At 56.6% G+C, this 23,382-nt stretch carries 17 protein-coding genes; 4 read left to right on the top strand and 13 right to left on the bottom strand.

Annotated elements, in window-relative coordinates; all coding sequences use genetic code 11:
• The first annotated feature begins 6 nt into the window (after window positions 1-6).
• From thiM to HV318_RS06080, 3 genes are read left to right on the top strand one after another with little or no spacing between them, the layout of a single operon-like run.
• Window positions 7-777: a hydroxyethylthiazole kinase gene (thiM, locus tag HV318_RS06090; protein ID WP_182272014.1), complete on the top strand. Its 771-nt coding sequence runs from the start codon at window positions 7-9 to the stop codon at window positions 775-777.
• On the top strand, window positions 774-1,574 hold the full coding sequence (thiD, locus tag HV318_RS06085) for a bifunctional hydroxymethylpyrimidine kinase/phosphomethylpyrimidine kinase (RefSeq protein WP_182272013.1): 801 nt from the start codon (window positions 774-776) through the stop codon (window positions 1,572-1,574). The genes thiM and thiD overlap by 4 nt, the downstream gene beginning before the upstream one ends.
• Before the next feature lie 42 nt (window positions 1,575-1,616).
• Entirely contained in the window at window positions 1,617-2,363 is a 747-nt protein-coding gene (locus HV318_RS06080) for a GntR family transcriptional regulator (protein WP_182272012.1), read from the top strand.
• Here HV318_RS06080 and HV318_RS06075 read toward each other — a convergent pair.
• From HV318_RS06075 to HV318_RS06065, 3 genes are read right to left on the bottom strand one after another with little or no spacing between them, the layout of a single operon-like run.
• Window positions 2,337-3,290 carry a PfkB family carbohydrate kinase gene (locus HV318_RS06075; protein ID WP_182272011.1) on the bottom strand — a complete coding sequence of 318 codons (954 nt, stop codon included), beginning with the start codon at window positions 3,288-3,290 and terminating at the stop codon, window positions 2,337-2,339. The two genes, HV318_RS06080 and HV318_RS06075, sit on opposite strands and share 27 nt — an antisense overlap.
• Window positions 3,287-4,291 carry an ADP-ribosylglycohydrolase family protein gene (locus tag HV318_RS06070; protein ID WP_182272010.1) on the bottom strand — a complete coding sequence of 335 codons (1,005 nt, stop codon included), beginning with the start codon at window positions 4,289-4,291 and terminating at the stop codon, window positions 3,287-3,289. Before HV318_RS06070 ends, HV318_RS06075 begins: the two co-directional genes overlap by 4 nt.
• The gene (locus HV318_RS06065) at window positions 4,288-5,565 is read right to left on the bottom strand and encodes a nucleoside permease (RefSeq protein ID WP_182272009.1); all 1,278 of its coding nucleotides are present in this window, start codon (window positions 5,563-5,565) and stop codon (window positions 4,288-4,290) included. Before HV318_RS06065 ends, HV318_RS06070 begins: the two co-directional genes overlap by 4 nt.
• Window positions 5,566-5,797: 232 nt before the next feature.
• Between HV318_RS06065 and fbaB the strand changes: the two genes are divergently transcribed.
• A complete protein-coding gene (gene fbaB, locus HV318_RS06060; protein ID WP_182272008.1) occupies window positions 5,798-6,850 on the top strand; it encodes a class I fructose-bisphosphate aldolase in 1,053 nt (350 codons plus the stop codon).
• Window positions 6,851-6,927: 77 nt separating this feature from the next.
• Here the strand turns inward: fbaB and yegS are convergent, their stop codons facing one another.
• From yegS to yegD, 10 genes are all read right to left on the bottom strand, one after another.
• Window positions 6,928-7,827: a lipid kinase YegS gene (gene yegS, locus HV318_RS06055; protein ID WP_182272007.1), complete on the bottom strand. Its 900-nt coding sequence runs from the start codon at window positions 7,825-7,827 to the stop codon at window positions 6,928-6,930.
• A 134-nt stretch (window positions 7,828-7,961) separates the two neighbouring features.
• Window positions 7,962-8,726, bottom strand: a complete 765-nt coding sequence (locus tag HV318_RS06050) for a hypothetical protein (RefSeq protein WP_182272006.1) — start codon at window positions 8,724-8,726, stop codon at window positions 7,962-7,964.
• A 295-nt stretch (window positions 8,727-9,021) separates the two neighbouring features.
• On the bottom strand, window positions 9,022-10,383 hold the full coding sequence (gene trhP / locus HV318_RS06045; protein ID WP_182272005.1) for a prephenate-dependent tRNA uridine(34) hydroxylase TrhP: 1,362 nt from the start codon (window positions 10,381-10,383) through the stop codon (window positions 9,022-9,024).
• Between the two features lie 382 nt (window positions 10,384-10,765).
• Window positions 10,766-11,488 (bottom strand): envelope stress response regulator BaeR, encoded by a 723-nt coding sequence (gene baeR, locus HV318_RS06040; protein WP_182272004.1) that lies wholly within the window; start codon window positions 11,486-11,488, stop codon window positions 10,766-10,768.
• Window positions 11,485-12,888: an envelope stress sensor histidine kinase BaeS gene (gene baeS / locus HV318_RS06035; protein WP_182272003.1), complete on the bottom strand. Its 1,404-nt coding sequence runs from the start codon at window positions 12,886-12,888 to the stop codon at window positions 11,485-11,487. The genes baeR and baeS overlap by 4 nt, the downstream gene beginning before the upstream one ends.
• Window positions 12,885-14,300: an MFS transporter gene (locus HV318_RS06030; RefSeq protein WP_182272002.1), complete on the bottom strand. Its 1,416-nt coding sequence runs from the start codon at window positions 14,298-14,300 to the stop codon at window positions 12,885-12,887. Before HV318_RS06030 ends, baeS begins: the two co-directional genes overlap by 4 nt.
• A complete protein-coding gene (gene mdtC, locus HV318_RS06025; protein ID WP_182272001.1) occupies window positions 14,301-17,378 on the bottom strand; it encodes a multidrug efflux RND transporter permease subunit MdtC in 3,078 nt (1,025 codons plus the stop codon).
• Window positions 17,379-20,501, bottom strand: coding sequence for an MdtB/MuxB family multidrug efflux RND transporter permease subunit (locus HV318_RS06020; RefSeq protein WP_182272000.1), 3,123 nt, complete (start codon window positions 20,499-20,501; stop codon window positions 17,379-17,381).
• Window positions 20,501-21,748 carry an MdtA/MuxA family multidrug efflux RND transporter periplasmic adaptor subunit gene (locus tag HV318_RS06015; protein ID WP_182271999.1) on the bottom strand — a complete coding sequence of 416 codons (1,248 nt, stop codon included), beginning with the start codon at window positions 21,746-21,748 and terminating at the stop codon, window positions 20,501-20,503. The genes HV318_RS06020 and HV318_RS06015 overlap by 1 nt, the downstream gene beginning before the upstream one ends.
• Window positions 21,749-21,954: 206 nt before the next feature.
• On the bottom strand, window positions 21,955-23,307 hold the full coding sequence (gene yegD, locus HV318_RS06010; RefSeq protein ID WP_182271998.1) for a molecular chaperone: 1,353 nt from the start codon (window positions 23,305-23,307) through the stop codon (window positions 21,955-21,957).
• Window positions 23,308-23,382: the final 75 nt, after the last annotated feature.

Here is a 23,382-nt window from a genome sequence, read left to right as displayed (position 1 = left end):
GAACCCATGCAGCCTGACCTGCTCGATTTACACATTTTACATCAGTTCCGAACCCGTTCCCCGCTCACACATTGTATGACCAACGACGTCGTGCAGACGTTTACGGCTAACGTTTTGCTGGCGCTTGGCGCATCCCCGGCGATGGTGATTGAAGCCGAAGAGGCTGAACAGTTTGCTGCTCTTGCCGATGCGCTGCTGATTAATGTCGGCACGCTGACTGCCCCGCGCGCTCAGGCGATGCGCCGGGCGATTGAGAGTGCCGTGGCAGCAGGCAAACCCTGGACGCTCGATCCGGTGGCTGTCGGGGCGTTGACGTTCCGCACCCGTTTTTGCCATCAAATCCTCTCCCTTAAACCTGCGGCCATTCGTGGTAACGCGTCGGAAATTCTTGCGCTTGCCGGGATGAGTGCGGGGGGGCGCGGCGTGGATACTACCGATACTGCATCCAGTGCATTGCCTGCGGCACAGGCGCTGGCACGCCAGACCAATGCCATTATTGTGGTCACAGGCGAGGTTGATTACATCACCGACGGGCAGCGAACCCGGACGGTGACCGGGGGCGATCCGCTGATGACTCGCGTGGTCGGTACCGGGTGCGCGCTTTCGGCGGTGGTGGCGGCCAGTTGTTCGCTACCGGGTGACAGGCTCGATAACGTGGCCGCTGCCTGCGGATGGATGAAGCGCGCCGGAACGGCTGCCGTTGCTCAGTCTCGTGGCCCGGGCAGCTTTGCCAGTGCGTTCCTGGATGCGCTCTACACCCTGGAGGAACAGGCATGAAACGGATTAACGCCCTTACCATTGCCGGCACTGACCCAAGCGGCGGTGCAGGCATTCAGGCCGATCTGAAAACGTTCTCCGCACTGGGTGCCTACGGCTGTTCGGTGATCACCGCGCTGGTGGCACAAAATACGCGTGGTGTGCAGTCGGTCTACCGTATCGAGCCGGATTTTGTCGCCGCACAGCTCGATTCGGTGCTCAGCGATGTGCGCATTGATACCACTAAAATCGGGATGCTGGCGGAGACAGATATTGTCGAAGCGGTGGCAGAACGTCTGAAACGCTATCAGGTGCAAAACGTGGTGCTTGATACGGTAATGCTGGCAAAAAGTGGCGACCCGCTGCTTTCTGTTTCCGCTATCGACACGCTGCGTAAAAAGCTGTTGCCGCAAGTGGCGCTGATCACGCCAAACCTGCCTGAAGCTGCCGCGTTGTTAGACGCGCCGCATGCGCAAACCGAACGCGAAATGAAAGAGCAGGGGCGGGCATTGCTGGCAATGGGCTGCGGTGCGGTGCTGGTGAAAGGTGGCCATCTGGATGACGCCGAAAGCCCGGACTGGCTCTTCACCCGTGACGGAGAACTGCGTTTTACCGCACCCCGCGTGCAGACTAAAAACACCCACGGTACAGGCTGTACGCTCTCCGCCGCGCTGGCGGCGTTGCGTCCACGCCATAACAACTGGGCTGATACGGTACAGGAAGCCAAAATCTGGCTCTCGGACGCGCTGGCAAAAGCCGATACTCTGGAAGTGGGTCACGGTATTGGGCCGGTTCATCATTTTCATGCATGGTGGTAAGCCAGTATACTGGCAGGAAACACCACGCCTGAGAAAACAGAGATGGAACAAGCGCATACCCGGTTAATTGCTCAACTGAATGAACGGATCGCCGCTCCGGACAACACACCGCTGTACCTGAAGTTTGCCGAAACGGTAAAAAACGCGGTACGTAGCGGGGTGCTTGAACACGGGAATATTCTGCCCGGCGAGCGCGATCTGAGTCAGTTAACGGGTGTGTCACGCATTACCGTGCGCAAAGCAATGCAGGCGCTGGAAGAAGAGGGCGTGGTGACGCGCTCCCGGGGTTACGGTACGCAAATTAATAACATCTTTGAATATTCGCTCAAGGAAGCACGCGGGTTTTCTCAGCAGGTGGTACTGCGCGGCAAAAAGCCCAACACGTTGTGGGTTAATAAACGGGTGGTGAAATGCCCGGAAGAGGTGGCAAACCAGCTGTCAGTGGCGGCGGAAAGCGACGTCTTTTTGCTCAAGCGCATTCGCTATGTTGATGATGATGCCGTCTCGATTGAAGAGTCCTGGGTTCCGGCCGGGCTAATTCCCGATCCGGACGCCATCGGCATCTCGCTGTACGATTACTTCCGCAGTCAGAACATCTTCCCGCAGCGTACCCGTTCACGCGTCAGTGCCCGCATGCCGGACAGCGAATTTCAGGCCCATATTAAGATGGATGAAAAGATACCGGTGCTGGTGATCAAGCAGGTTGCGCTTGACCAGCAGCACCGGCCTATTGAGTACAGCATTAGCTACTGTCGCAGCGATCTATACGTCTTTGTGTGCGAGGAGTAATTCCCCGCGCGCAGGGGCGCAATCACCGCCACGGTGGCTGACCACCCAGGCGGCAACCGCATTGCCCAGCAGCACTGCATCCGCCAGTGACCATCCTGCTGCCAGCCCGGCCAGCGTACCGCCAGCGTGGCTGTCACCCGCGCCAATGGTGTCGACCACCGAAGCAGGAAACGCCGGAACATAACCCGAATCGTCAGCGTCATACCAGGCTGCACCGTCTTTGTCGTGACGTACAATCAGCGCAGAACCGAAACGTTGTCGCCATGTTGCACCTAACGCATCAACCTCCACACCAAGCCGCCCGGCAGCAATTTGCGCCTCCTGGCGATTAAGCGACACAATGGGTTTACAGGCCATAATCCGCGCCATTAGCGTGTCGGGAATATCTGCGATGCGTGGGCCGAAATCGATAAACGCGGTCACCTCCTGCAACCCTTCCAGCCAGCCCGTCAGTAACTCCCCGCACGGCGATGCCAGTTGATAGCCGGACAAATAAACCAGGCTTTTTTGCGGCACGTTAAGCGCATCAAGCCAGGATTGCTGCCACTGGTTCTCCACGCCGCTAAACGACATAAACGTGCGCTCACCGTCTGGCTCCACCAGCGCCAGACACCAGCCGTTATCGCCTGTTTCGGCTTCCACGGCGCTGTGCAGATCCTGCTTTGCCATTGCGTTGCGAATAATATCTGCCCACACGCCGTGGCCGACGGGCAGCGCATTTTGCGCGGTGACGCCAAGCCGTTTTAGGGCTATGGCAATATTGAGCGCGCAGCCGCCAATATTGACGCCCTGCTGTTTTAGCTCGATATCACATCCGCGCCAGGGCAGGGCGTAAGCATCGGCGATAACGTCAATCACCGCTGCCCCCAGCACCGTCACTGGCCGCGTGGCGCGTAATGTTTCAAGGCGTTGGGCAAAAGAATTCATACGCCCTCCCTTTGCTCCCGGTAGTGCAGCAATTTTTCGCAGTAATGACCAAAGTCGAGCTGGTTAACGGCGTCGAGTTCATCCTTCAGTGCCGGATTAATCGCCTGTACGCCGTGCAGCGCGCCACAGATTGCGGTTGCCATTGCGCCGATGGTGTCCGTATCGCCGCCCAGATTGGCGCATAAAATTGCGCAGCGGTTCGGGTCAGTGCCTGCCAGTTCAACCATTGCGATCGCCGCCGGAACGGACTCAATGGTGCTGGTTCCTGCCCCCACAAGCTGATAAACCTGCTCGCTGGCGGATTCAGTACCGTTGGCTTCACGCACGGTTTTGAGTGCCAGCTCAATACGTGCCGCAAGTGATGCGCTGAAGGTGGTGGTCTTCACTTCCTGTGCATAGCGGGCAATACCGGGCAGGGCAGTAACGATGTTCTGCCAGCTTTCGCCGTCAATGGCGCGTGAAACCGCCCAGGCAATCACCACCGCACCGGCAATGGCGAGATCCGATTTATGCGTCGGGCTGGAAGCCTGCGCCACCTGCTCAACAAAGTGCTCCAGGCGAGTGGCCGGGAGCAGACAGCCGAGCGGGGAGGCGCGCATCGCCGCCCCGTTGGTGACGCCGTTGTTCTCCAGCTCGCTGACCGGTTTGCCATCGCGAATGGCGTTGAGGGCAATTTTGGAGGTCGGGCCTAACACGTTTTTGTTAAAGGCATCGAACGACTCGGCCCAGCGCAAAATATGTTTGCCGATGACATCCGCGTTAATCTGCCCGTCGCATTCGATAATCGCATCCGCCAGACACAGCGCCATCGACGTATCATCGGTGAACTCCGCGCGGTTGAAATAGCAGGCCGCGTTATTCTCTGCCGGGCCGGGTAAGAAGCGGTCAATCCAGCCGAAATGCGCTTTGACGCGCTTTCTTGGCCACAGCTCCGACGGCATGCCCATTGCGTCCCCTAACGCCTGCCCGTAAAGAGCACCGAGAACACGTTCTTGTTTCATTTAACTTCCCCTTGTGTCAGCGCGGTATCGCCATCAACCACCTCAATTGCGGTGATCTCTTTATCCGATTCGCGGAAAAACAGCATAAACAGCACGGCGATCACAGCAATCATGATCCCTCCGAATGCCCACATTCCGGCCCAGTTGAAGGTCAGCCCATTCACCGGCTCTTTGTATGCGAACATTTTTTCCATCATCACGCCGCCCAGGCGGTAACCCAGCAGGCTACCAAAGCCCTGACAGCACAGCGTGATCAAGCCCTGCGCAGCGGTACGCATATGCACCGGTGCTTTTTTGTCCACGTAGATATACGCGGTGACGTAGTAGAAGTCGTAGCTCACGCCGTGCAGCAGAATGCCGAGGAACAGCAGGGCGTAAGTGAAGTATTGTTCCGCACCACCGTAAACAAAGAAACCATAGCGGATGGCGGCGGTGATAAGCCCCAGCAGTAAGACCTTCTTAATACCAAAGCGTTTGGTGAAGAACGGCAGCGCCAGCATAAAGAAGATTTCGGAGAACTGGCCGAGTGTCATCCAGCCGGTTGCGTTTTGCATGCCCACTTCGGTGAGATACCCGTTGGCAAAGATGTAGTAGAAAGCCAGCGGCATGGCGAACAGGAACGAGCAGAAGAAGAACACCAGGAAGTTTTTGTCGCGCAACAGGATCAGCGCATCCAGCCCCAGCATCACTTTGAAATCGAGTTTACCGGTACTTTTCGGCGGTGTATCCGGCAGGAACAGGGCAAACACGCCGAGCAGCGCAGAGCTGGCCGCCGTCATCAGCAGTGGGATATTGGTATCCGAAATGTCGCTATAGCCCATCATCTGCGGCAGGAAACCGCACGCCAGACCGGAGGCTATCCAGCCAATCGTGCCCATCACGCGAATACGCGGGAAATCGGCCTCGACGTCATCCACGTTGGCAAAGGCAATGCTGTTAGTCAGCGCGATGGTAGGCATATAGGTCAGGGAATACAGCAGTAGCAGCGGGAAGAAGGTGCTGAACTGAGTTTGCTGTGCGGCAAAGTACATCAGAATAGCCCCGGCAAACATCAGCACTGCCAGCACTTTCTGGGCGGCGAAGAAGCGGTCTGTCAGCGAACCGACCAGGATTGGCGAGAGGATCGCTGCAATCGCGGTACAGGCGTAAGACCAGCCAATTTCCCCGGCGCTAAAACCGCTTTTGCTTAACCACAGCCACAGCGGTACAAACCATGCGCCCCAGATAAACCATTCAACAAACATCATGAATGACAGTTGGACTTTCGTTTTCATTGTTTAATCCTGCATGTCAGAGAGGGTACGCCTTTAACATACCACTCAATGATACCTTTTAAATACCTTTGTGGTGATTGTTTGATCAATGTAACAGTTTTGTTGTGCCAGAATCGAGCCAGCAGATTGTGCTGAAAAAAATGGCAGAAGGTGGAAAATCGGTTAAGTCGGTACCAGGCTTAGTCTGCCCGCGAAAATGTGGGTTTGGATAACACGCTACGGGAGCATAGCTATGACTGATATTGCACAGTTGCTTGGCAAAGATGCCGACAGCCTTTTACAGCATCGTTGTATGACCATTCCAGCCGACAAACTCTACCTGCCTGGCCACGACTACGTTGACCGTGTGATGGTGGATAACAATCGTCCGCCTGCGGTACTGCGAAATATGCAGACGCTCTACAATACCGGGCGGCTGGGAGGCACCGGGTATCTCTCTATTTTGCCGGTTGACCAGGGCGTTGAGCATTCTGCTGGCGCATCGTTTGCGGCCAACCCGCTGTATTTCGATCCGAAGAACATCGTTGAGCTGGCAATTGAAGCAGGCTGTAACTGCGTGGCGTCGACCTATGGCGTGCTGGCTTCGGTATCGCGCCGTTACGCTCACCGTATTCCGTTCCTCGTTAAGCTGAACCACAATGAAACCCTGAGCTACCCAACCGAATACGACCAGACCCTGTATGCCAGCGTAGAGCAGGCGTTCAATATGGGCGCGGTGGCCGTCGGGGCGACCATCTATTTCGGTTCTGAGCAGTCGCGCCGCCAGATTGAAGAGATCTCCGCCGCGTTTGAGCGCGCGCATGAGCTCGGGATGGTTACCGTGCTTTGGGCGTATTTGCGTAATAATGCGTTCAAAAAAGATGGCGTGGATTACCATGTATCTGCCGACCTGACTGGCCAGGCGAACCACCTGGCGGCAACCATTGGCGCAGATATTGTGAAACAGAAAATGGCCGAGAATAACGGCGGCTATAAGGCGGTGAACTTCGGTTACACCGATGATCGTGTTTACAGCAAACTGACCACCGATAACCCCATCGATCTGGTGCGTTACCAACTGGCGAACTGCTATATGGGACGCGCGGGGCTTATTAACTCCGGCGGTGCGGCGGGGGGGGAAACCGATCTCTCAGACGCGGTACGTACGGCGGTTATCAACAAACGCGCGGGTGGTATGGGGCTGATCCTTGGCCGTAAGGCGTTTAAAAAATCGATGGCTGACGGCGTGAAGCTGATCAATGCGGTTCAGGACGTGTATCTGGACAGCAAAGTGACGATTGCTTAAAAAACTGACGCTTCTCCGACACGGGAGAGGGCGCAAAATACAGGCCGGGTCAGGCTAACCGCTACCCGGCAATTCAATCAGCGCAGCAGCATACAATCTGGTGGCAATCGACACTGCAACGCTCCTGGTACAACCGCAATTCGGAACCGCTTCCCGCTCAACGGTTCGCCATCAAGGTTAAAAGTCATTCCGTGCGGTGCATTCACCTCAAACCAGGCGGATTGCCCATCAATGATGTTCGGGCTTTTCTCCGGTTGGGTGAGGGTGGTAAACAGTGCTGGCAGCAGCCCGTCACCGGTGAAAATGCGCAGTGCCAGTAAGCCATCATTGATCAGCGCCTCCGGGCAAAGCTGTTGCCCACCGCCCGCCTGACGACCGTTACCGATCCCGATCACCAGCGCATCACCCTGCCAGTAAAAATCATCCCCGTGAATTTCGCAGCGATTGGGTTTCAGGGTATCCATTCGCATCAGACCGTGGATGAGATAGGAAACGCCGCCCAGTGCCGCCTTCAGCTTTTCCGGTGTTTCACTGGTAATGCGCGTACCAAATCCGCCCGTCGCCATATTGATAAAGCAGGTTTTATCGTTTACCTGTGCAATATCGACTGCGGTTGCTTTCCCGAGAATGGCAAGCTGTAGCGCTTTACTCAGATCCTCCGGTATCCCCGCGCTGGTGGCAAAATCATTTGCTGTACCGAGCGGTAAAATGCCCATCACCGGGCGTGTGTCCACGTTCAGGCCGATCAGGGCCGTCGCTATCTCGTTGATGGTGCCGTCACCACCGCCAGAAATAATCGTGTTGACGCCCAACTGTACGCCTTCGGCAACATACCGCGCGGCATCGCCTTTTTCCCACGTGAGCCGTACGTGAATATGGGCACCATCTTCCCGCAAATCGACCACCGCCTGGCGCAGTATGTCATTACTGGCACTCTTGCCGTTCAGAATCAATAAACTGTCTGGATACGTTGCCATCCGCGCTGCTCCCTTTTGTAGCGTTATCAAAAAGTGTATCGCAGGGAGGAAAAAAGCGGGTAGGAACAGGATGAAAGCTGGAACCCATCCAATGGGATGAGGCATCCTGTGTTCCTTTACCCACTGTTGATACGCTATCGAATACCTTTTAAATCACATACGGTTTTATTTAAATTAAGGAAATTATTGAAACCTACCATTATCAACCCACCTGTAGCAAACAGTATGGTGATGAGTCCAGCAAGCACCTTTTTCCCGGTTGTTTCAGAGTTGATTGCATCTTGTAATTCTGCACGAAGATCGCCATCATCAGTTGTGATATAAATGCATGCATCTTTAAGGTATTGAGCAGACGCTGAATTTTTGATGATGTCCATGCATTCAATTTTATTCCAGGAGTGGTTGTTCCTTTTATCATATACACGGTATTTAGAAATATATAATTTTTCGCTATCGCTGATATTGTATGTGACATAACCTGCTTTCATGTACGGTGCATCATAGAGGATGCCACATGCGGTGATAATGAACAGAACACCAAAAAACATTGTGCTGACAGCCTCTAGCCGCATCGTTCTTTTGACGCCCACCGCGCCAAACAGCCCTGTGAAACGCAATGTTGATCGTTCAATTTTTCCTTCATTCAGGGCCGTGGATATTAATTTTGCATCGTCAGTTGACGCTACTCTCACGCCATTTTTTAGTCTAAATAACTGCTGGTTGTAAATTTTTTCATCATATTCGCAGTACTCTTTATCTGAGTACTTAATTCGAAATAATTTTAGAATCAGTCCCGTAAAGAAACTGATGCTTGGTAATTTCATAAAAAATAACAGCGCGAAAAATACTAGCAAATATGCTTTGTAATCACCAAGCGCTTCAGAAATATAGTTGCTCATTTCTCAGGATCCTTTTGATATTCTCAACTAAGCGTTACCAGACATTTTACATGAATTTTACATTCGAAGCGTCAGACACCCTCCGATATTGCTAAAGCTCTTGTGTCGGCGGGGGACTATAGATAAAAAATAAGCCCGCGTAAGGGAGATTACGCAGGCTAAGGAGGTGGTTCCTGGTACAGCTAGCATTTATGGGTTATGTTTTTCAGCGGAGAGGATAATACCCTTATTGAGCGAAGCGGTATGTGATCCGATTCTAAGAATTATCCCGGCGCGAAAAAATCCCCCTGATTAACTACTTGCTGTGTGGGTTACGGGTGCTTTCGCCGTCGAAATTACGCATCAGCAGCGCAAATTTCAGCTCCACTTCTTCCGGAACCGGCAGCCAGACGGTATGTCCATCGCCAGGTGCAACGGTAATCGCTTCACCTTTGCCGTTTTCCAGATGCTCCAGCGTGAAGTTCATGTTGCCCTGCGGGGTCATCAACTCCAGGCTGTCGCCTTTGGTGAACTTGTTCTTCACGGCGACGGCGGCCAGTGCGCCTTTGCGCTCGCCGGTGAAATCACCAACAAACTGCTGGCGCTCTGAAACTGAATAGCCGTGCTCGTAGTTCTGGTAGTCGTCGTGCGTGTGACGACGCAGGAAGCCTTCGGTGTAACCGCGATGCGCCAGACCTTCCAGCGTTTCCAGCAGGCTGGTATCGAATGGTTTACCGGCAGCAGCATCGTCGATGGCTTTACGGTACACCTGCGCAGTACGCGCGCAGTAGTAATAGGACTTGGTGCGGCCTTCGATTTTCAGCGAATGCACGCCCATCTGGGTCAGACGTTCAACGTGTGCGATGGCGCGCAGGTCTTTGGAGTTCATGATGTAGGTGCCGTGCTCGTCTTCAAAGGCGGTCATGTACTCGCCAGGACGTTTGGCTTCTTCAATCATAAACACGCTGTCGGTCGGTGCGCCGACGCCCAGTGTAGGCTCAACGTTAGTGACCGGGATCGGTTCGTGTTTATGCACGATATTACCGATGTCATCTTCTTTGCCTTCCTGGACGTTATATTCCCAGCGGCAGGCGTTGGTGCAGGTTCCCTGGTTCGGGTCGCGCTTGTTGATATAGCCAGAAAGCAGGCAGCGGCCAGAGTAGGCCATGCACAGCGCACCGTGGACGAAGATCTCGATTTCCATATCCGGCACCTGGGTGCGGATCTCTTCAATCTCTTCGAGGGAAAGTTCGCGAGACAGAATGACGCGGGTGAGCCCCATCTGCTTCCAGAATTTCACCGTCGCCCAGTTTACGGCGTTGGCCTGCACGGAGAGGTGAATATCCATTTCCGGGAAGTTCTCCCGCACCAGCATGATTAAACCCGGGTCTGACATGATCAGCGCGTCCGGCCCCATATCCACTACCGGCTTCAGGTCACGGATGAACGTTTTCAGCTTGGCGTTGTGCGGCGCAATGTTAACAACGACGTAGAATTTTTTGCCCAGCTCATGCGCTTCATTGATGCCGAGCTGCAGGTTCTCGTGGTTGAATTCGTTGTTGCGCACGCGCAGCGAGTAGCGCGGCTGGCCCGCGTAAACGGCGTCGGCACCATAAGCGAAAGCGTAACGCATATTTTGCAGCGTTCCCGCCGGGGAAAGGAGTTCCGGTTTAAACATGTTTGTTCTCGTTCTGATGACAGGTCAGATCCGCATACACACGGTGTCGCGGTAAGGGGATGATCCCCTACTTTAAGGGCGGGCATTGTAGCGCTGCGGAGCGGGGAGGTAAACCTTTTGGTCGCTTAGCGGTGCCTGTTATCAGGCGGTTTTGCGATATTGCCAGTAATGGTAAAGCCCATATGTCGGATCCAGGGGGACAGCGAAGGGTTACACCATGAAAAGACAGAGCGCGCCCCTCGCCAGTTTTCCAACAAAATCAAGACGCTTTATAAAGCAAACCGCGGTTTTTTTTCAGCAATGTGCTCTGCGCAGTGTCTGTTCTTTTAGCTAACAACTGCCGCTTTTACTCAGGGTTTATCCTTAAACGCGTCTGGCTACGTTAAACAATCCTGCACGCATCCGCTTCCCACCGATATCCCACGCCATACACCGCGCGAATAAATGACTGATCGGGGTCAAGAGCTTCCAGCTTGCGACGCAGGTTTTTGATGTGGCTGTCGATGGTGCGGTCGGTGACGACGCGATAATCGTCATACAGGTGGTTCAGCAGCTGTTCGCGGGAGAATACTTTCCCCGGCTCGTGGGAGAGGGTTTTCAGCAGGCGGAACTCGGCAGGAGTGAGATCCAGTAGTTTACTGCGCCAGCTCGCCTGGAAGCGACCTTCGTCGACGATCAGCGGGCTTTCCGCGTCCAGCGTTTGCAGTTCTCGCTGCGGTTTGCAGCGGCGCAGGATGGTCTTCACGCGGGCGACGACCTCACGCGGGCTATACGGCTTGCAGATGTAGTCATCTGCGCCAATTTCCAGCCCCAGCAGACGGTCAATCTCTTCGATTTTAGCGGTCACCATCACGATGGGGACGTCGGAGAAGCGACGAATTTCCCGGCACAGGGTCAGGCCGTCTGTGCCCGGTAGCATCAGATCCAGCAGAATCAGATCCGGCGGTGTCTGGCGTACATATGGCAGCACCTGATCGCCATGACTGATCAGCGACGGGGCATAGCTTGCGGCGCGTAAATAGTCGATCAGCAGCTGCCCAAGCTTAGGCTCATCTTCCACGATCAAAATGCGCGGTGTGTTTTTGTCAATCGGTAACTCGGTCATGCTTCTCTCGATAAATCCCGTTCCAGAGGTAACTCTACTGTAATGCTAACCCCGCCAAAAGGCGAATGGGCGGCACGCAGCGTGCCGTTGTGCGCTTCGACGATGTTGACGCAAATCGCCAGCCCCAGGCCGGAGCCGCCGCTGGCGCGGTTGCGGGAGCCTTCGGTGCGATAAAAACGCTCAAACAATCTTTCCAGTTGTGCGTCCTGCACGCCAGGGGCGGAGTCCGCAAAGGTGAGGGCAAAACGCCCGTTTTCCTGCTTACCGGAGATATGTAGCCCGCCGCCGCTGTCAGTGTAGCGCAAGCTGTTTTCCAGCAGATTATTGAACAACTGCATCAGGCGATCCCTGTCACCAAACACCACGGCGCTGTCCGGCAGGGAGAGATGGATTTTCAGGTTGCGGCTGGCAAAGCGCTCGCGGAAGGCTCCGCTGGCAACTTCCAGAATGTTGATCACGTCCACCGGGGCTTTCTGATAAGCCAGCGCCCCTTCGTCCGACATCGAGAGCTGATGCAGGTCGTCCACCAGTTTGGTCAGCGTGCCTACTTCCGCCTGTAAGGAGGCCACGGATTCAGGGGTGAACTGACGCACACCGTCCTGAATGGCTTCCAGTTCGCCACGCAGTACTGCCAGCGGGGTGCGCAGCTCGTGCGAAATATCGGCCATAAAATCGCGTCGCATCTGCTGGTTTTTCTCCAGCGTGCTGGCGAGCTGGTTGAAGTCCTGCGCCAGTTTACCCAGTTCGTCCTGGCTTTGGGTGTCCACGCGGGTGGTGAAATCCCCGGCGGCCAGCTTGTGCGTACCTTCCACCAGCCGTTTAACCGGCGCGAGCAGGCCGCGTGCCAGCGGGAAGGTGGCGAGCGCGGCAAGCAGTATGGCGAGTGCGACAATCAGCCAGCTGGTACGGCGCTGCTGGCGATCAAAGTTGATATCGGTGTTGCGCGTCAGGCGCTCGACCGGGGAGGCAATAACCCAGCCAACGGCCTCATTATTCACCTTGATGGCACGCCGGGTTCCGTCCGGCGGAACCGGCGCGCGCGGGCCAACCAGAACGTGCATATCCTGGTCGATCACCCAGAACTGCGTGCGCCATCCGTGCGGCGGCATGCCGGGGCCGGGACGATCGTCGTTGGTATCATGCTCAAGCGAGCGCAGGATCTGGAACACAAAGCGGTCGTTATTGCGTAAAAAACGCCAGTTTCCGTGCAGGGTATACTGCTCGGCCAGCGCATCGCTCAACCCCTGCAGGCGTTGCTCGTTACCGTGTTTGATGTAATCAATAAACCCGCGCTCAAAGCTGAGACGTACCGCCCAGTGCATGGTGATCAGCAGGACGATGCAGGTGGCAAATATTGCGACAAAGAGTTTACCGGTAATGCCAGGACGCCAGAATTTCATGGTTCACTCCTTTTGCCACGCCGGATCACGGCGTTTTTACTGGTATCATCCGGCACCCTGGCGAAGATGAATGCGGGCAGGGCAATAATCACCGCCATGCTGAGATAGGTATATAAAAACACCTGGTGAGCGACCGGGGTGTCAACGCTGAGATGGTGCTGCCCATACATGCCGAGCAACAGGCCCGCGATGGTGACCCCTACGCTCATGGAAAGCTGCATCACCATCGACAGCAGGCTGTTGCCGCTGCTCGCCTGCTCATCCGGCAGGTCTTTCAGCGTCAGGGTATTCATTGATGAGAAGCGCATGGCGTTGATAACCCCCTGGCAGAACAACACCAGCGGCAGGGCGTAGTACCAGCCCATCAGCGCCACGGCCATAAACAGCAGGATGACCAGCGCCAGTGCCAGCGTGGCGACTACCAGCACATGACGATAACCAAAGCGGTTCACCACCTGCACCACAATGCGCTTCGTCCCCATACTGCCAAGCACCATTGGGATCATCATTAAGCCTGCATGGAACGGTGAGAACCCCATCCCAATCTGCAGAAATACCGGCGTCATAAACGGCAGCATGCCGCTACCGGCTCGTCCGGCAAAGCTGCCGAGCAGGCCCAGACGGTAGGTGGTGTTTTTAAACAGCGACAGGCTGAACAGCGCTTTAGCGTTGCCTCTGGCATGCCACAGATACCCCAGTATTGCCGTGATACCGAGGGTGACCAGAATGCCCAGCGTCAGGGATGAAATCCCCAGCCCTTTTTGCCCGTCGAGCGCCAGCGTGAGCATGGCCATCCCGGATGCCAGCAGCATGAAACCAAAGAAGTCAAAGCGCCGCGTCTGCATGGTGTAGTTAGGCATCAGCATCAGGGTTGCGATAGCACCGACGATACCCACGGGCAGGTTAATTAAGAAGATCCAGTGCCAGGAGACGTATTCCACCAGAAGCCCGCCCAGCGCGGGGCCGAGCAGCGGGCCAATCTGTCCAGGTAAGGTCACAAAGGTCATCGCCGACATATACTGCTCGCGCGGCACAATTTTCATTACCGTCAGCCGCCCGACGGGGACCATCATCGCGCCGCCAAACCCTTGCAGCACACGTGCCATCACCAGTTGGTCGAGGGTGTTGGCCTGCGCGCAAAACAGCGAACCGACGGTAAACAGCACAATGGCGGTGAAAAAGATATTCCTTACCCCCACTTTATCCGCCAGCCAGCCGCTGGCAGGCAGCATCACGGCGACTGTCAGCACGTAGGAGACAATCACCATATGCATGTGCAGCGGGCTCTCCCCGAGACTTTTGGCCATCGAGGGGAGGGCGGTGTTGACGATGGTCGTATCCAGCGACTGCATAAAGAAGCCGAAGGCGACAATCCATAATTGCCAGCGAACATTCGCGGGGAGGTCGGTCATTTACTCGGTCACCGTGGTTCTGTTTTTACGCGAAAAACGCATTCGCAGGCGGTCGAAAAAGAGATAGACCACCGGCGTGGTGTAGAGCGTCAGCAGTTGGCTCATCACCAGCCCGCCGACAATTGTAATACCCAGCGGCTGGCGCAGCTCTGAGCCGTCGCCACCGGATATCACCAGCGGTAGCGCACCAAACAGTGCCGCCAGCGTGGTCATCATGATCGGACGAAAACGCAGCAGGCAGGCCTGGAATATCGCCTCTTCCGGAGGAAGATTGCCGTGACGTTGGGCATCCAGCGCAAAGTCGACCATCATGATGGCATTTTTCTTCACAATGCCTATTAATAGCATGATCCCGATTAATGCTATCAGGCTGAATGGAGCACCAAACAATTCCAGCGCCAGCAACGCCCCGACGCCCGCTGATGGCAGGGTTGAGAGGATGGTCAGCGGATGGACGTAGCTTTCATACAGCACGCCAAGCACAATATAGACCGTCGCAATGGCCGCCAGAATCAAAATGACCTGCGAGTTCATCGTCTGCTGGAACACCTGCGCGGTGCCGGCAAAACTGCCGCGTACGGTGGACGGTACGCCAAGCTGGGTCATGGCGCGGTTGATAGCATCGCTGGCCTCGGAAAGCGACGAGCCGGTTGGCAGGTTAAAGGAGATGGTCGACGCAGCCGAAAGCCCCTGATGGTTAACCGACAGCGGCGCGTTCGCAGGCCGCCAGCTGGCAAACCAGGAGAGCGGGATGGGTTTGCCGTCGCTGTTGATGATGTACATTTTATCCAGCGCGCTGATATCCTGGGTGTAGCGTGGGTCAACCTCCATCACCACTTTGTACTGGTTCATCGGCCGGTAGATGGTCGAGATTTCGCGCTGACCGAAGGCGTTGTTCAGCAGGCTGTTGACCGCTTCAACATTAATCCCCAGACGCGACATAGTGTCGCGATCGTAGGTCAGATCCATCTCAGAACCGTTGTCCTGTTGATCGGAATTCACGTCCGCCAGCTGTGGCAGTGCGGCCAGCGCTTTGCGGATCTTCGGCTCCCACTCGCGCAGGGCGGCCAGGTCGTCAGAAAGCAGGGTGTACTGGTAGCTGGCATTGGCCTGACGCCCGCCCACGCGGATATCCTGAACGGCCATCAAAAACAGGTTTGCCCCGGGCTCTTTGGCAAGCTTCACTCGCAGGCGGTCAATCACCTGTTGTGCGGTTTCATTGCGGACATCACGCGGTTTAAGGGTGATAAACATCATCCCGCTGTTGACGCGGGAGCCGCCGGTAAAACCGGTGACGTTATCCACCGCCTTGTCCTCGCGGATGATTTTCATAAAGTCCTGCAGTTTACCGCGCATTGCCTGGAACGAAATGCTCTGGTCAGCCTGAATACCGCCCATCAACACGCCGGTATCTTGCTCCGGGAAGAGGGTTTTCGGGATGGTAATATACATCCAGACATTAAGCCCGATCGTGGCGATAAGCGCTAACCCGACAAGCCGCGTATGGTTCAGTACCCACTTCAGTGATTTACCGTAGCCTCCCTGCATGGCCATCAGGACACGACCAAACCCCTTGCGACGCGGCTGCGAACGCGGTTTGCTGCGCCTGAGCATCCAGCCGCACATCATCGGCGTGAGCGTGAGCGAGACAGCCAGCGAAATACCGATGGCGACGGAGAGCGTCACCGCAAACTCGCGCAGCAGGCGGCCGGGAAGCCCGCCCATCAGCAGCAGCGGCAGGAACACCGCCACCAGCGACAAACTCATTGAAAGCACCGTAAAGCCCACTTCGCGCGTGCCCTGAAGCGCAGCCTGAAGCGGTTTCACGCCGGCTTCCAGATGACGGGAGATGTTCTCCAGTACCACAATGGCATCATCCACCACAAACCCGGTGGCGATGGTCAGGGCCATCAGCGACAGGTTGTTGAGGCTAAAGCCGCACAGATACATGGCGGCAAATGTCCCAATCAGCGAGACCGGCACTGCCACGGCGGGAATGAGCGTTGCGCGCCCGGAGCGCAGAAACAAAAAGACCACCAGGATAACCAGCCCGACGGAGATCACCAGCGTCTGTTCTACCTCTTCGAGCGAGGCGCGAATGGTCGGAGAGCGATCCTGGGCAATCTGCAGGTCAATTGCAGCCGGGATAGTCTCCTGTAGCTCCGGCAATCGCGCGCGGATGCTGTTCACCGTCTGGATAATATTGGCTTCCGGCAGCTTGCGGATCATCAGCAGGATCGCCGGTTTGGCGTTGGTCATCCCCGCGTTGCGGACATCCTGTACCGAGTCGGTGACGCTGGCGACATCGCTTAAGCGTACCGCCGCGCCGTTGTTGTAGTGAATAATCAGCGGCTGGTATTCAGCGGCGGTTTTCAGCGCGTCGTTGGTCTGGATCTGCCAGCGATGGCCGCTGTCCTCAATTGCCCCTTGTGGCTTACGCACGTTGGCATTGCTGATGGCGGTGCGCACCTCGTCCAGCGACACCCCCTGGTTAAACAGCGCCTGTGGGTTTAAACCCACGCGCACGGCGGGCAGGGAGCTACCGCCAACGCTCACATCGCCCACACCGTCAATCTGCGAAAGGGTCTGCGCCAGCTGTGTGGAGGCGAAATCGTACAGTTGTCCCTGAGAGTAAGTCTCCGAAGTGAGCGTCAGGATCATAATCGGCGCATCGGACGGGTTGGCTTTGCGGTAGGTCGGGCGGCTCGGCATCCCGCTCGGCAGCAGGCTTTGCGCGGCGTTGATAGCCGCCTGCACGTCACGCGCGGCTCCGTTTATATCGCGGTCAAAGCTAAACTCCAGAATAATACGCGTGCTGCCAAGCGAACTGCTGGAGGTCATTTCGTTGACCCCCGCAATCCGCCCGAGCGAGCGCTCCAGCGGCGTGGCGACGGACGATGCCATGGTTTCCGGGGATGCGCCAGGCAGCGAGGCGCTGACCATGATCACCGGGAAATCCACCTGCGGCAACGGAGCCACCGGCAGCAGCCGGAAGCCCAGCACGCCGCACAGGGTGATGGCGAGCGAAATTAAAATCGTCGCCACCGGTCGGTAAATGAAGAGGGCGAAAAACTTCACTTATGCCTCCTCTTCACGTTTCGGGAAGCGGCTTTTCGCCCACAGCGCCAGACGGTCAAACAGCAGGTAAATGACCGGTGTGGTAAAGAGCGTCAACACCTGGCTGACCAGTAAACCGCCGACCATACCCACCCCCAACGGGCGGCGCAGTTCGGCCCCTACACCGGTACTCAGCATCAACGGCAGGGCACCCAGCAGGGCGGCGAGTGTCGTCATCAGGATCGGACGAAAACGCAACAGACAGGCCTGGAAGATGGCATCGCGTGGCGACATCCCCTGCTCGCGCTCGGCGGCGAGGGCAAAGTCGATCATCATGATGGCGTTTTTCTTCACGATCCCGATAAGCAGAATGATCCCGATGATGGCAATGACGTCCAGTTCGCTGCCTGCCAGCATCAGCGCCAGCAGTGCCCCTACGCCCGCGGTCGGCAGGGTGGAGAGGATGGTAATCGGGTGAATAAAGCTTTCGTACAGCACGCCGAGCACGATGTACATCGCCACGACCGCCGCCACAATCAGCCAGATGGTGTTACCCAGCGCGGCCTGGAACGCCAGCGTACTGCCCTGGAACTGGGTCTGAATATCTGACGGGAAGCTCAGCGCTTTTTCAGCGGCCACAATGGCTTCAACCGCTTCGCCCAGCGAGTAATTGTCCGGCACGTTGAACGAAATGGTGGTGGACGGGAACTGATCCAGATGGTTTATCGACAGTGGGGTATAGCGCTCTTCCACATTCGCAATTGCACTTAACGGCACAATGCCGCCGTCTTTGCTGGTCAGGCGTACCGAGTCCAGCCCGGCAAGCCCCGGGGTGTTTTCGGTGTTGTGTTCCAGCACCACGCGATACTGGTTCGCCTGGGTATAAATCGTGGAGATCAGACGCTGACCAAAGGCGTTATACAGTGCGTTATCCACATCGGCCATCGTGATGCCCAGCCGACTGGCGGTGTCACGGTTGACGTTCACATACGCTGCCAGACCTTTGTCCTGCCAGTCGCTGCTGACGTCGGAGAGCTGCGGCTGCGCTTTCAGTTTATTCACCAGTTGCGGAACCCAGGTGCTGAGTGCGTCGAGCGTGGTCGCCTGCAGCGTGAACTGGTACTGCGTGCGGCTCACCTGCGTATCAATGGTTAAATCCTGAATCGGCTGCAGGTAGAGTTCAACGCCCGGCACGCGTGCCACGGCGGTTTGCAGACGTTCAATCACCGTTTGCACGCGGTCATCACGGCCACTCAGCGGTTTAAGGTTGATTTGCAGGCGAGCGCTGTTCAGCGACGGGTTAGTACCATCCACGCCAACAAACGACGTCAGGCTCTCGACCGCCGGATCGTTCATGATTGTCTCAGATACCTGCTGCTGGCGCTGTGCCATGTTGGCAAACGAAACCGACTGCGGTGCCTGCAGCGTACCCTGAATAATGCCGTTATCCTGAATCGGGAAGAAACCTTTAGGGATGAAGATCCACAGCATCACGCTCAGTGCCAGCGTACCCAGGGTTACACTCAGCGTCGCCCACGGATGATTGAGCACTTTCGCCAGCACGTGTCCGTAAGCGGCAATAATGCGTTCGAACATACGTTCAGAGGCGCGGGAGAAGCGGTTTTGCTTACGCAGGGACTCAACGCTCAGCATGCGGGCGCACATCATCGGCGTCAGCGTCAGCGACACCACGGCAGAGATTAAGATTGCGATTGCCAGCGTGACGGCAAATTCACGGAACAGACGTCCGACGATATCACCCATAAACAGGAGTGGGATCAGCACTGCAATCAGTGAGAAGGTCAGCGAGATAATAGTAAAACCGATCTCACCCGCCCCCTTCAGCGCGGCGGCCAGCGGTTTTTCGCCTTTTTCGATATAGCGTGAGATGTTCTCGATCACCACGATGGCGTCATCCACCACGAAACCGGTGGCGATGGTGAGCGCCATTAACGTCAGGTTGTTAATCGAAAAACCGAGGAACACCATCACCGCGAACGTGCCGACCAGCGAGAGCGGTACGGCAACGGCGGGGATAATGGTTGCGGGCACGTTGCGCAGGAACAGGTAAATAATCATCACCACCAGCGCAATCGCCAGCATTAGCTCGAACTGAGTATCGGTAACCGACGCGCGAATATTGGTGGTGCGGTCAGAGAGGACCTTCACGCTGACCGACTTCGGCAGACTGTCAATCAGCTGCGGCAGCATGGTACGAATGCTGTCGGCGGTTGCAATGATGTTTGCACCTGGCTGGCGCTGAACGTTCATCACGATCGCCGGCTGTTTGTTGGCCCATGCGCCAAGCCAGCTGTTTTCCGCCCCTTGTTCAACGGTCGCCACATCACCCAGGCGTACGGGAGCGCCGTTCTGGTACGCCACAATCAGCTGGCGGTACTCATCGGCGGACTGCATCTGATCGTTTGCAGAGAGCGTGACGGCACGGGCCGGGCCATCCAGCGAGCCTTTTGCCGAGTTGACGTTGGCATTGCTGATGGCCGCACGAATGGTTTCACTGGTTAACCCCAGCCCGGCGATCGCCTGGGCGTTAAGTTTCACGCGAACCGCCGGGCGCTGCCCGCCCGCCAGCGTGACCAGACCCACGCCAGACACTTGCGAAATTTTCTGTGCCACGCGGGTTTCGACCATATCTTCAACCTGAGTCATCGGCATGGCGGATGACGTGACCGCGAGGGTCATGATCGGCGGATCGGCCGGGTTGACTTTGCTGTAGACCGGTGGGTTAGGCAGGTCAGACGGCAGCAGGTTGGTTGCCGCGTTGATCGCAGCCTGCACCTCCTGCTCGGCGACATCCAGCGACAGCGTGAGCTGGAACTGCAGCGTCACTACGGATGCCCCGCCGGAACTTTGCGAGGACATCTGTTTTAACCCCGACATCTGGCCAAACTGGCGCTCGAGTGGGGCGGTAATGGCCGACGTCACCACATCCGGGCTGGCTCCGGGGTAGAGAGTGATAACCTGAATCGTCGGGTAGTCCACTTCCGGCAGCGCCGAAACGGGCAGGAAGCGGTAGCCGATAATCCCGGCCAGCAGGATAGCCACCATCAACAACGTGGTGGCGACAGGGCGCATGATGAACAGGCGTGATGGCCCACCTGTCGTGCTGGGTGGCATGACCTGCATCAGGAGGCCGCTCCCTGTTTCTTATGCTCCCGCTTCGTGGGTGCAGCGTCTGATGCGGTGCTGCCGTGTGCTTCAACAACGTCGACTTTTGCCCCTTCGGTCAGGCGATCTATGCCGTCGGTCACCACGCGGTCGCCCACGGCAATCCCGGCGCTGATCACCACCGTCTGGCTGTCCTGAAGCCCGGCTTTCACCAGATGCTTGCTGACGTTGTTGTCACTGTTTAGCACCCAGACAAAGTTACCTTCGTTACCCATCTGTAGTGCAGCCGTTGGGATCACCACCGCGTTTTCCTCGGTGGCAACCAGCATCCGCGCATTCACAAACTGGTTCGGGAAGAGGGCATCATCCTGGTTGTTAAAGCGCGCTTTCAGCTTGATGGTGCCGGTGGTGGTGTCGATCTGGTTATCGAGGCTCAGCAGGGAACCTTCGCTGAGTTTCTGCTTGTTGGTGCGATCCCAGGCTTCCACCACCAGCGCTTGCCCGGTTTTTTGCGCCTGCACGACGGTGGCGATATCACTCTCCGGCAGGGTAAAAACAAGATCGATAGGGTGAGTTTGCGTAATGACCACGATCCCGGTGGTATCGCCACTGGAGATCTGGTTGCCGATATCCACCTGTTTCAGGCCGACGCGTCCGCTAATCGGCGCGGTAATACGGCTCCAGTCGAGCTGTAGCTGCGCGCTGGCAACGGTGGCTTCATCGGCTTTTATCGTGCCCTGGGATTCGCTGACCAGAGACTGCTGGGTATCCAGCTCCTGGCGCGACACGAGATTGGTTTTTACCAGTTGCTGATAGCGGGCTAAATCACGCTGGGCGTTGGCGAGCGTGGCTTTATCTTTGGCGAGCTGTCCCTGCGCCTGAGCGAGGGTAACCTTAAACTGGCTCGGGTCGATTTCCGCCAGTAAATCACCGGCGTTGACCTGCTGCCCCTCCTGGAAATGAAGCGCCATCAGTTGACCGTCGACGCGGCTGCGTACCGTCACGGTCTTTGCCGCCGTGATGGTTCCCAGGCCTGTGAGATAACGGGGTACCGCTTTGCTCACCGCCGTCGCGGCCTGAACCGGAGCCAGAGCGCCACTGCGCATACCGTGACGACCACCGCTCGCAGAGCGCTGTGGTGGGTTACTGGCACTTGCGGTTGACGTTGGTTCAGCGGATTGACTGTGCCAGTACCAGGCGGCGGCAAGAACCACCACAATGATGCCAGCGGCGATTGCCCAGCGGGATTTGTTACGGCCTTTCATCGTTATACGTTCTCATCCTGAAACACTTCGGGGGATGATACTAGTTTAGTCAGGCAAGACGGTGGAAAAATGGAGGAAATATGGAAGACTGTCTGGAATTGTCTGAATGGAGGTCAACGCAAAACGGCAATGCCGTTTGGGGTGTGTTCGCCCTCTCCCTGTGGGAGAGGACCGGGGTGCGGGCACCAGACCGCACCGTAACAACACTAGCTAAACACTACCTGCGCCCAGCGGGCAAGCCCTGCGGTTACCGAGCCGAAGTCATCGCCCCCGGCAATCGGGATCCCCGGCAGTTGTTCCGCCAGCGCTTTCTTGATCAGCGGCGAACGGGCGCTACCGCCGGTCAGGTAAATGATATCCGGCTTCTCTTTACCGTTCTCCAGGGCCAGTTGAACCTGCTCCAGAATACGCTGCAGAGGCTGGGTGAGTGCTGTTTCCAGCCCTTCCTGTGAAATCGCGGTTGCCAGCTCGTCGCTGATAAACGGTAACGATACCGCATGTTCAGGACGGTTGGAGAGGGCAATTTTGCTCTCTTCAGCGGTGCGCACCACGCGGTAGCTCAGACGCTGACGCCACACTTTGTACAGCAGCGCGACTTTGTCGGCGTCCTGGGCATCGCGCACCAGGTCATTCAGGAAGCGACCGTTGGCGGTGCTGTAAAAATCACTTTGCGCGGGAACATCGTTGATGGCGATAGCGTTCCACCACGGCAGGATCGGCAGGGCGATCCCTTTTTCCGTTTGTCCGCCCATGCCAAGCAGCGGCATCAGGCTCCTGAACGCCAGGGCGATATCCAGATCGTTACCACCCACGCGGCAACCACTGTGTCCCAGCAGGCTGTTTTCACGGTCGCGACGCGAGTGCCATTGTGGCCCCATCAACAGCAGCGAGCAGTCCGTTGTACCACCGCCGATATCCACGACCAGCACGCGTTTTTCTTCCGTCAGCGTGGCTTCAAAATCCAGCCCCGCAGCAACCGGTTCATACTGGAACACCACATCACGGAAACCTGCACGGTGCGCGGCACGCTCAAGGATCCCCTGTGCCTGTTGGTTAGCGTCGTCACCACCCAGCCCCTGGAAGTTGATCGGGCGGCCAATAACTGCCTGAGTGATTGCATCGGAAACCTGCGTCTGTGCCTGATTACGGATGTGCAGCATCATGGCGCACACCAGATCTTCAAACACTGCCACCTGCTGTGGCTTCAGGCCGCTGGCACCCAGGAAGGACTTCGGTGATTTAACGAAGTAAACCTCTTCCGGGTCGTCAATGTAATGTCCGAGCGAAGAAAGACCAAACTGCACGCTGGAAGGCGTAACGTCGATGTCTTCCTCGCGGTTAAAACTGACGGCCCGGCGTAGCAACGCCTGGGTTTCTGCGGCATTGGCCGGAACCTGATGATGGCGAAACAGCCATTCGCTGACCGCTTCGCGCGTGGGTGCGCAGAGCATTGACGGCAGCAGCGTGCTCTCTTTTTCCATTTTCAGGAGCTGTGGTTGCCCGTTTTGCATAACCGCAACCGAACAGTTTGCCGTACCGTAGTCAAATCCAATAAACACGTAGAAATCCCCATGCCAGTGAGAAGGGGCGAGACTTTAACGAAATGTCTTCCCGGCGACAACTGGAATATGAAA

The organism is Enterobacter sp. RHBSTW-00901 (genome assembly GCF_014103115.1).
In the GTDB taxonomy this organism is placed as follows: Bacteria; Pseudomonadota; Gammaproteobacteria; order Enterobacterales; family Enterobacteriaceae; genus Enterobacter; species Enterobacter cloacae_P.
Note: the sequence above shows the minus strand (reverse complement) of the source record. Positions and strands in the feature narration are given on the sequence as shown.

Bases quoted from the DNA above. Each gene is read 5' to 3' on its own strand.
- HV318_RS06030 (WP_182272002.1), bottom strand. From the start codon at position 14,300: ATGACCGACCTCCCCGCGAATGTTCGCTGGCAATTATGGATTGTCGCC.
- trhP (WP_182272005.1), bottom strand. From the start codon at position 10,383: ATGTTTAAACCGGAACTCCTTTCCCCGGCGGGAACGCTGCAAAATATG.
- HV318_RS06020 (WP_182272000.1), bottom strand. From the start codon at position 20,501: ATGCAGGTCATGCCACCCAGCACGACAGGTGGGCCATCACGCCTGTTC.
- yegS (WP_182272007.1), bottom strand. From the start codon at position 7,827: ATGGCAACGTATCCAGACAGTTTATTGATTCTGAACGGCAAGAGTGCC.
- HV318_RS06015 (WP_182271999.1), bottom strand. From the start codon at position 21,748: ATGAAAGGCCGTAACAAATCCCGCTGGGCAATCGCCGCTGGCATCATT.
- HV318_RS06050 (WP_182272006.1), bottom strand. From the start codon at position 8,726: ATGAGCAACTATATTTCTGAAGCGCTTGGTGATTACAAAGCATATTTG.
- HV318_RS06065 (WP_182272009.1), bottom strand. From the start codon at position 5,565: ATGAAAACGAAAGTCCAACTGTCATTCATGATGTTTGTTGAATGGTTT.
- baeR (WP_182272004.1), bottom strand. From the start codon at position 11,488: ATGACCGAGTTACCGATTGACAAAAACACACCGCGCATTTTGATCGTG.
- HV318_RS06070 (WP_182272010.1), bottom strand. From the start codon at position 4,291: ATGAAACAAGAACGTGTTCTCGGTGCTCTTTACGGGCAGGCGTTAGGG.
- fbaB (WP_182272008.1), top strand. From the start codon at position 5,798: ATGACTGATATTGCACAGTTGCTTGGCAAAGATGCCGACAGCCTTTTA.
- HV318_RS06075 (WP_182272011.1), bottom strand. From the start codon at position 3,290: ATGAATTCTTTTGCCCAACGCCTTGAAACATTACGCGCCACGCGGCCA.
- baeS (WP_182272003.1), bottom strand. From the start codon at position 12,888: ATGAAATTCTGGCGTCCTGGCATTACCGGTAAACTCTTTGTCGCAATA.
- HV318_RS06080 (WP_182272012.1), top strand. From the start codon at position 1,617: ATGGAACAAGCGCATACCCGGTTAATTGCTCAACTGAATGAACGGATC.
- thiM (WP_182272014.1), top strand. From the start codon at position 7: ATGCAGCCTGACCTGCTCGATTTACACATTTTACATCAGTTCCGAACC.
- thiD (WP_182272013.1), top strand. From the start codon at position 774: ATGAAACGGATTAACGCCCTTACCATTGCCGGCACTGACCCAAGCGGC.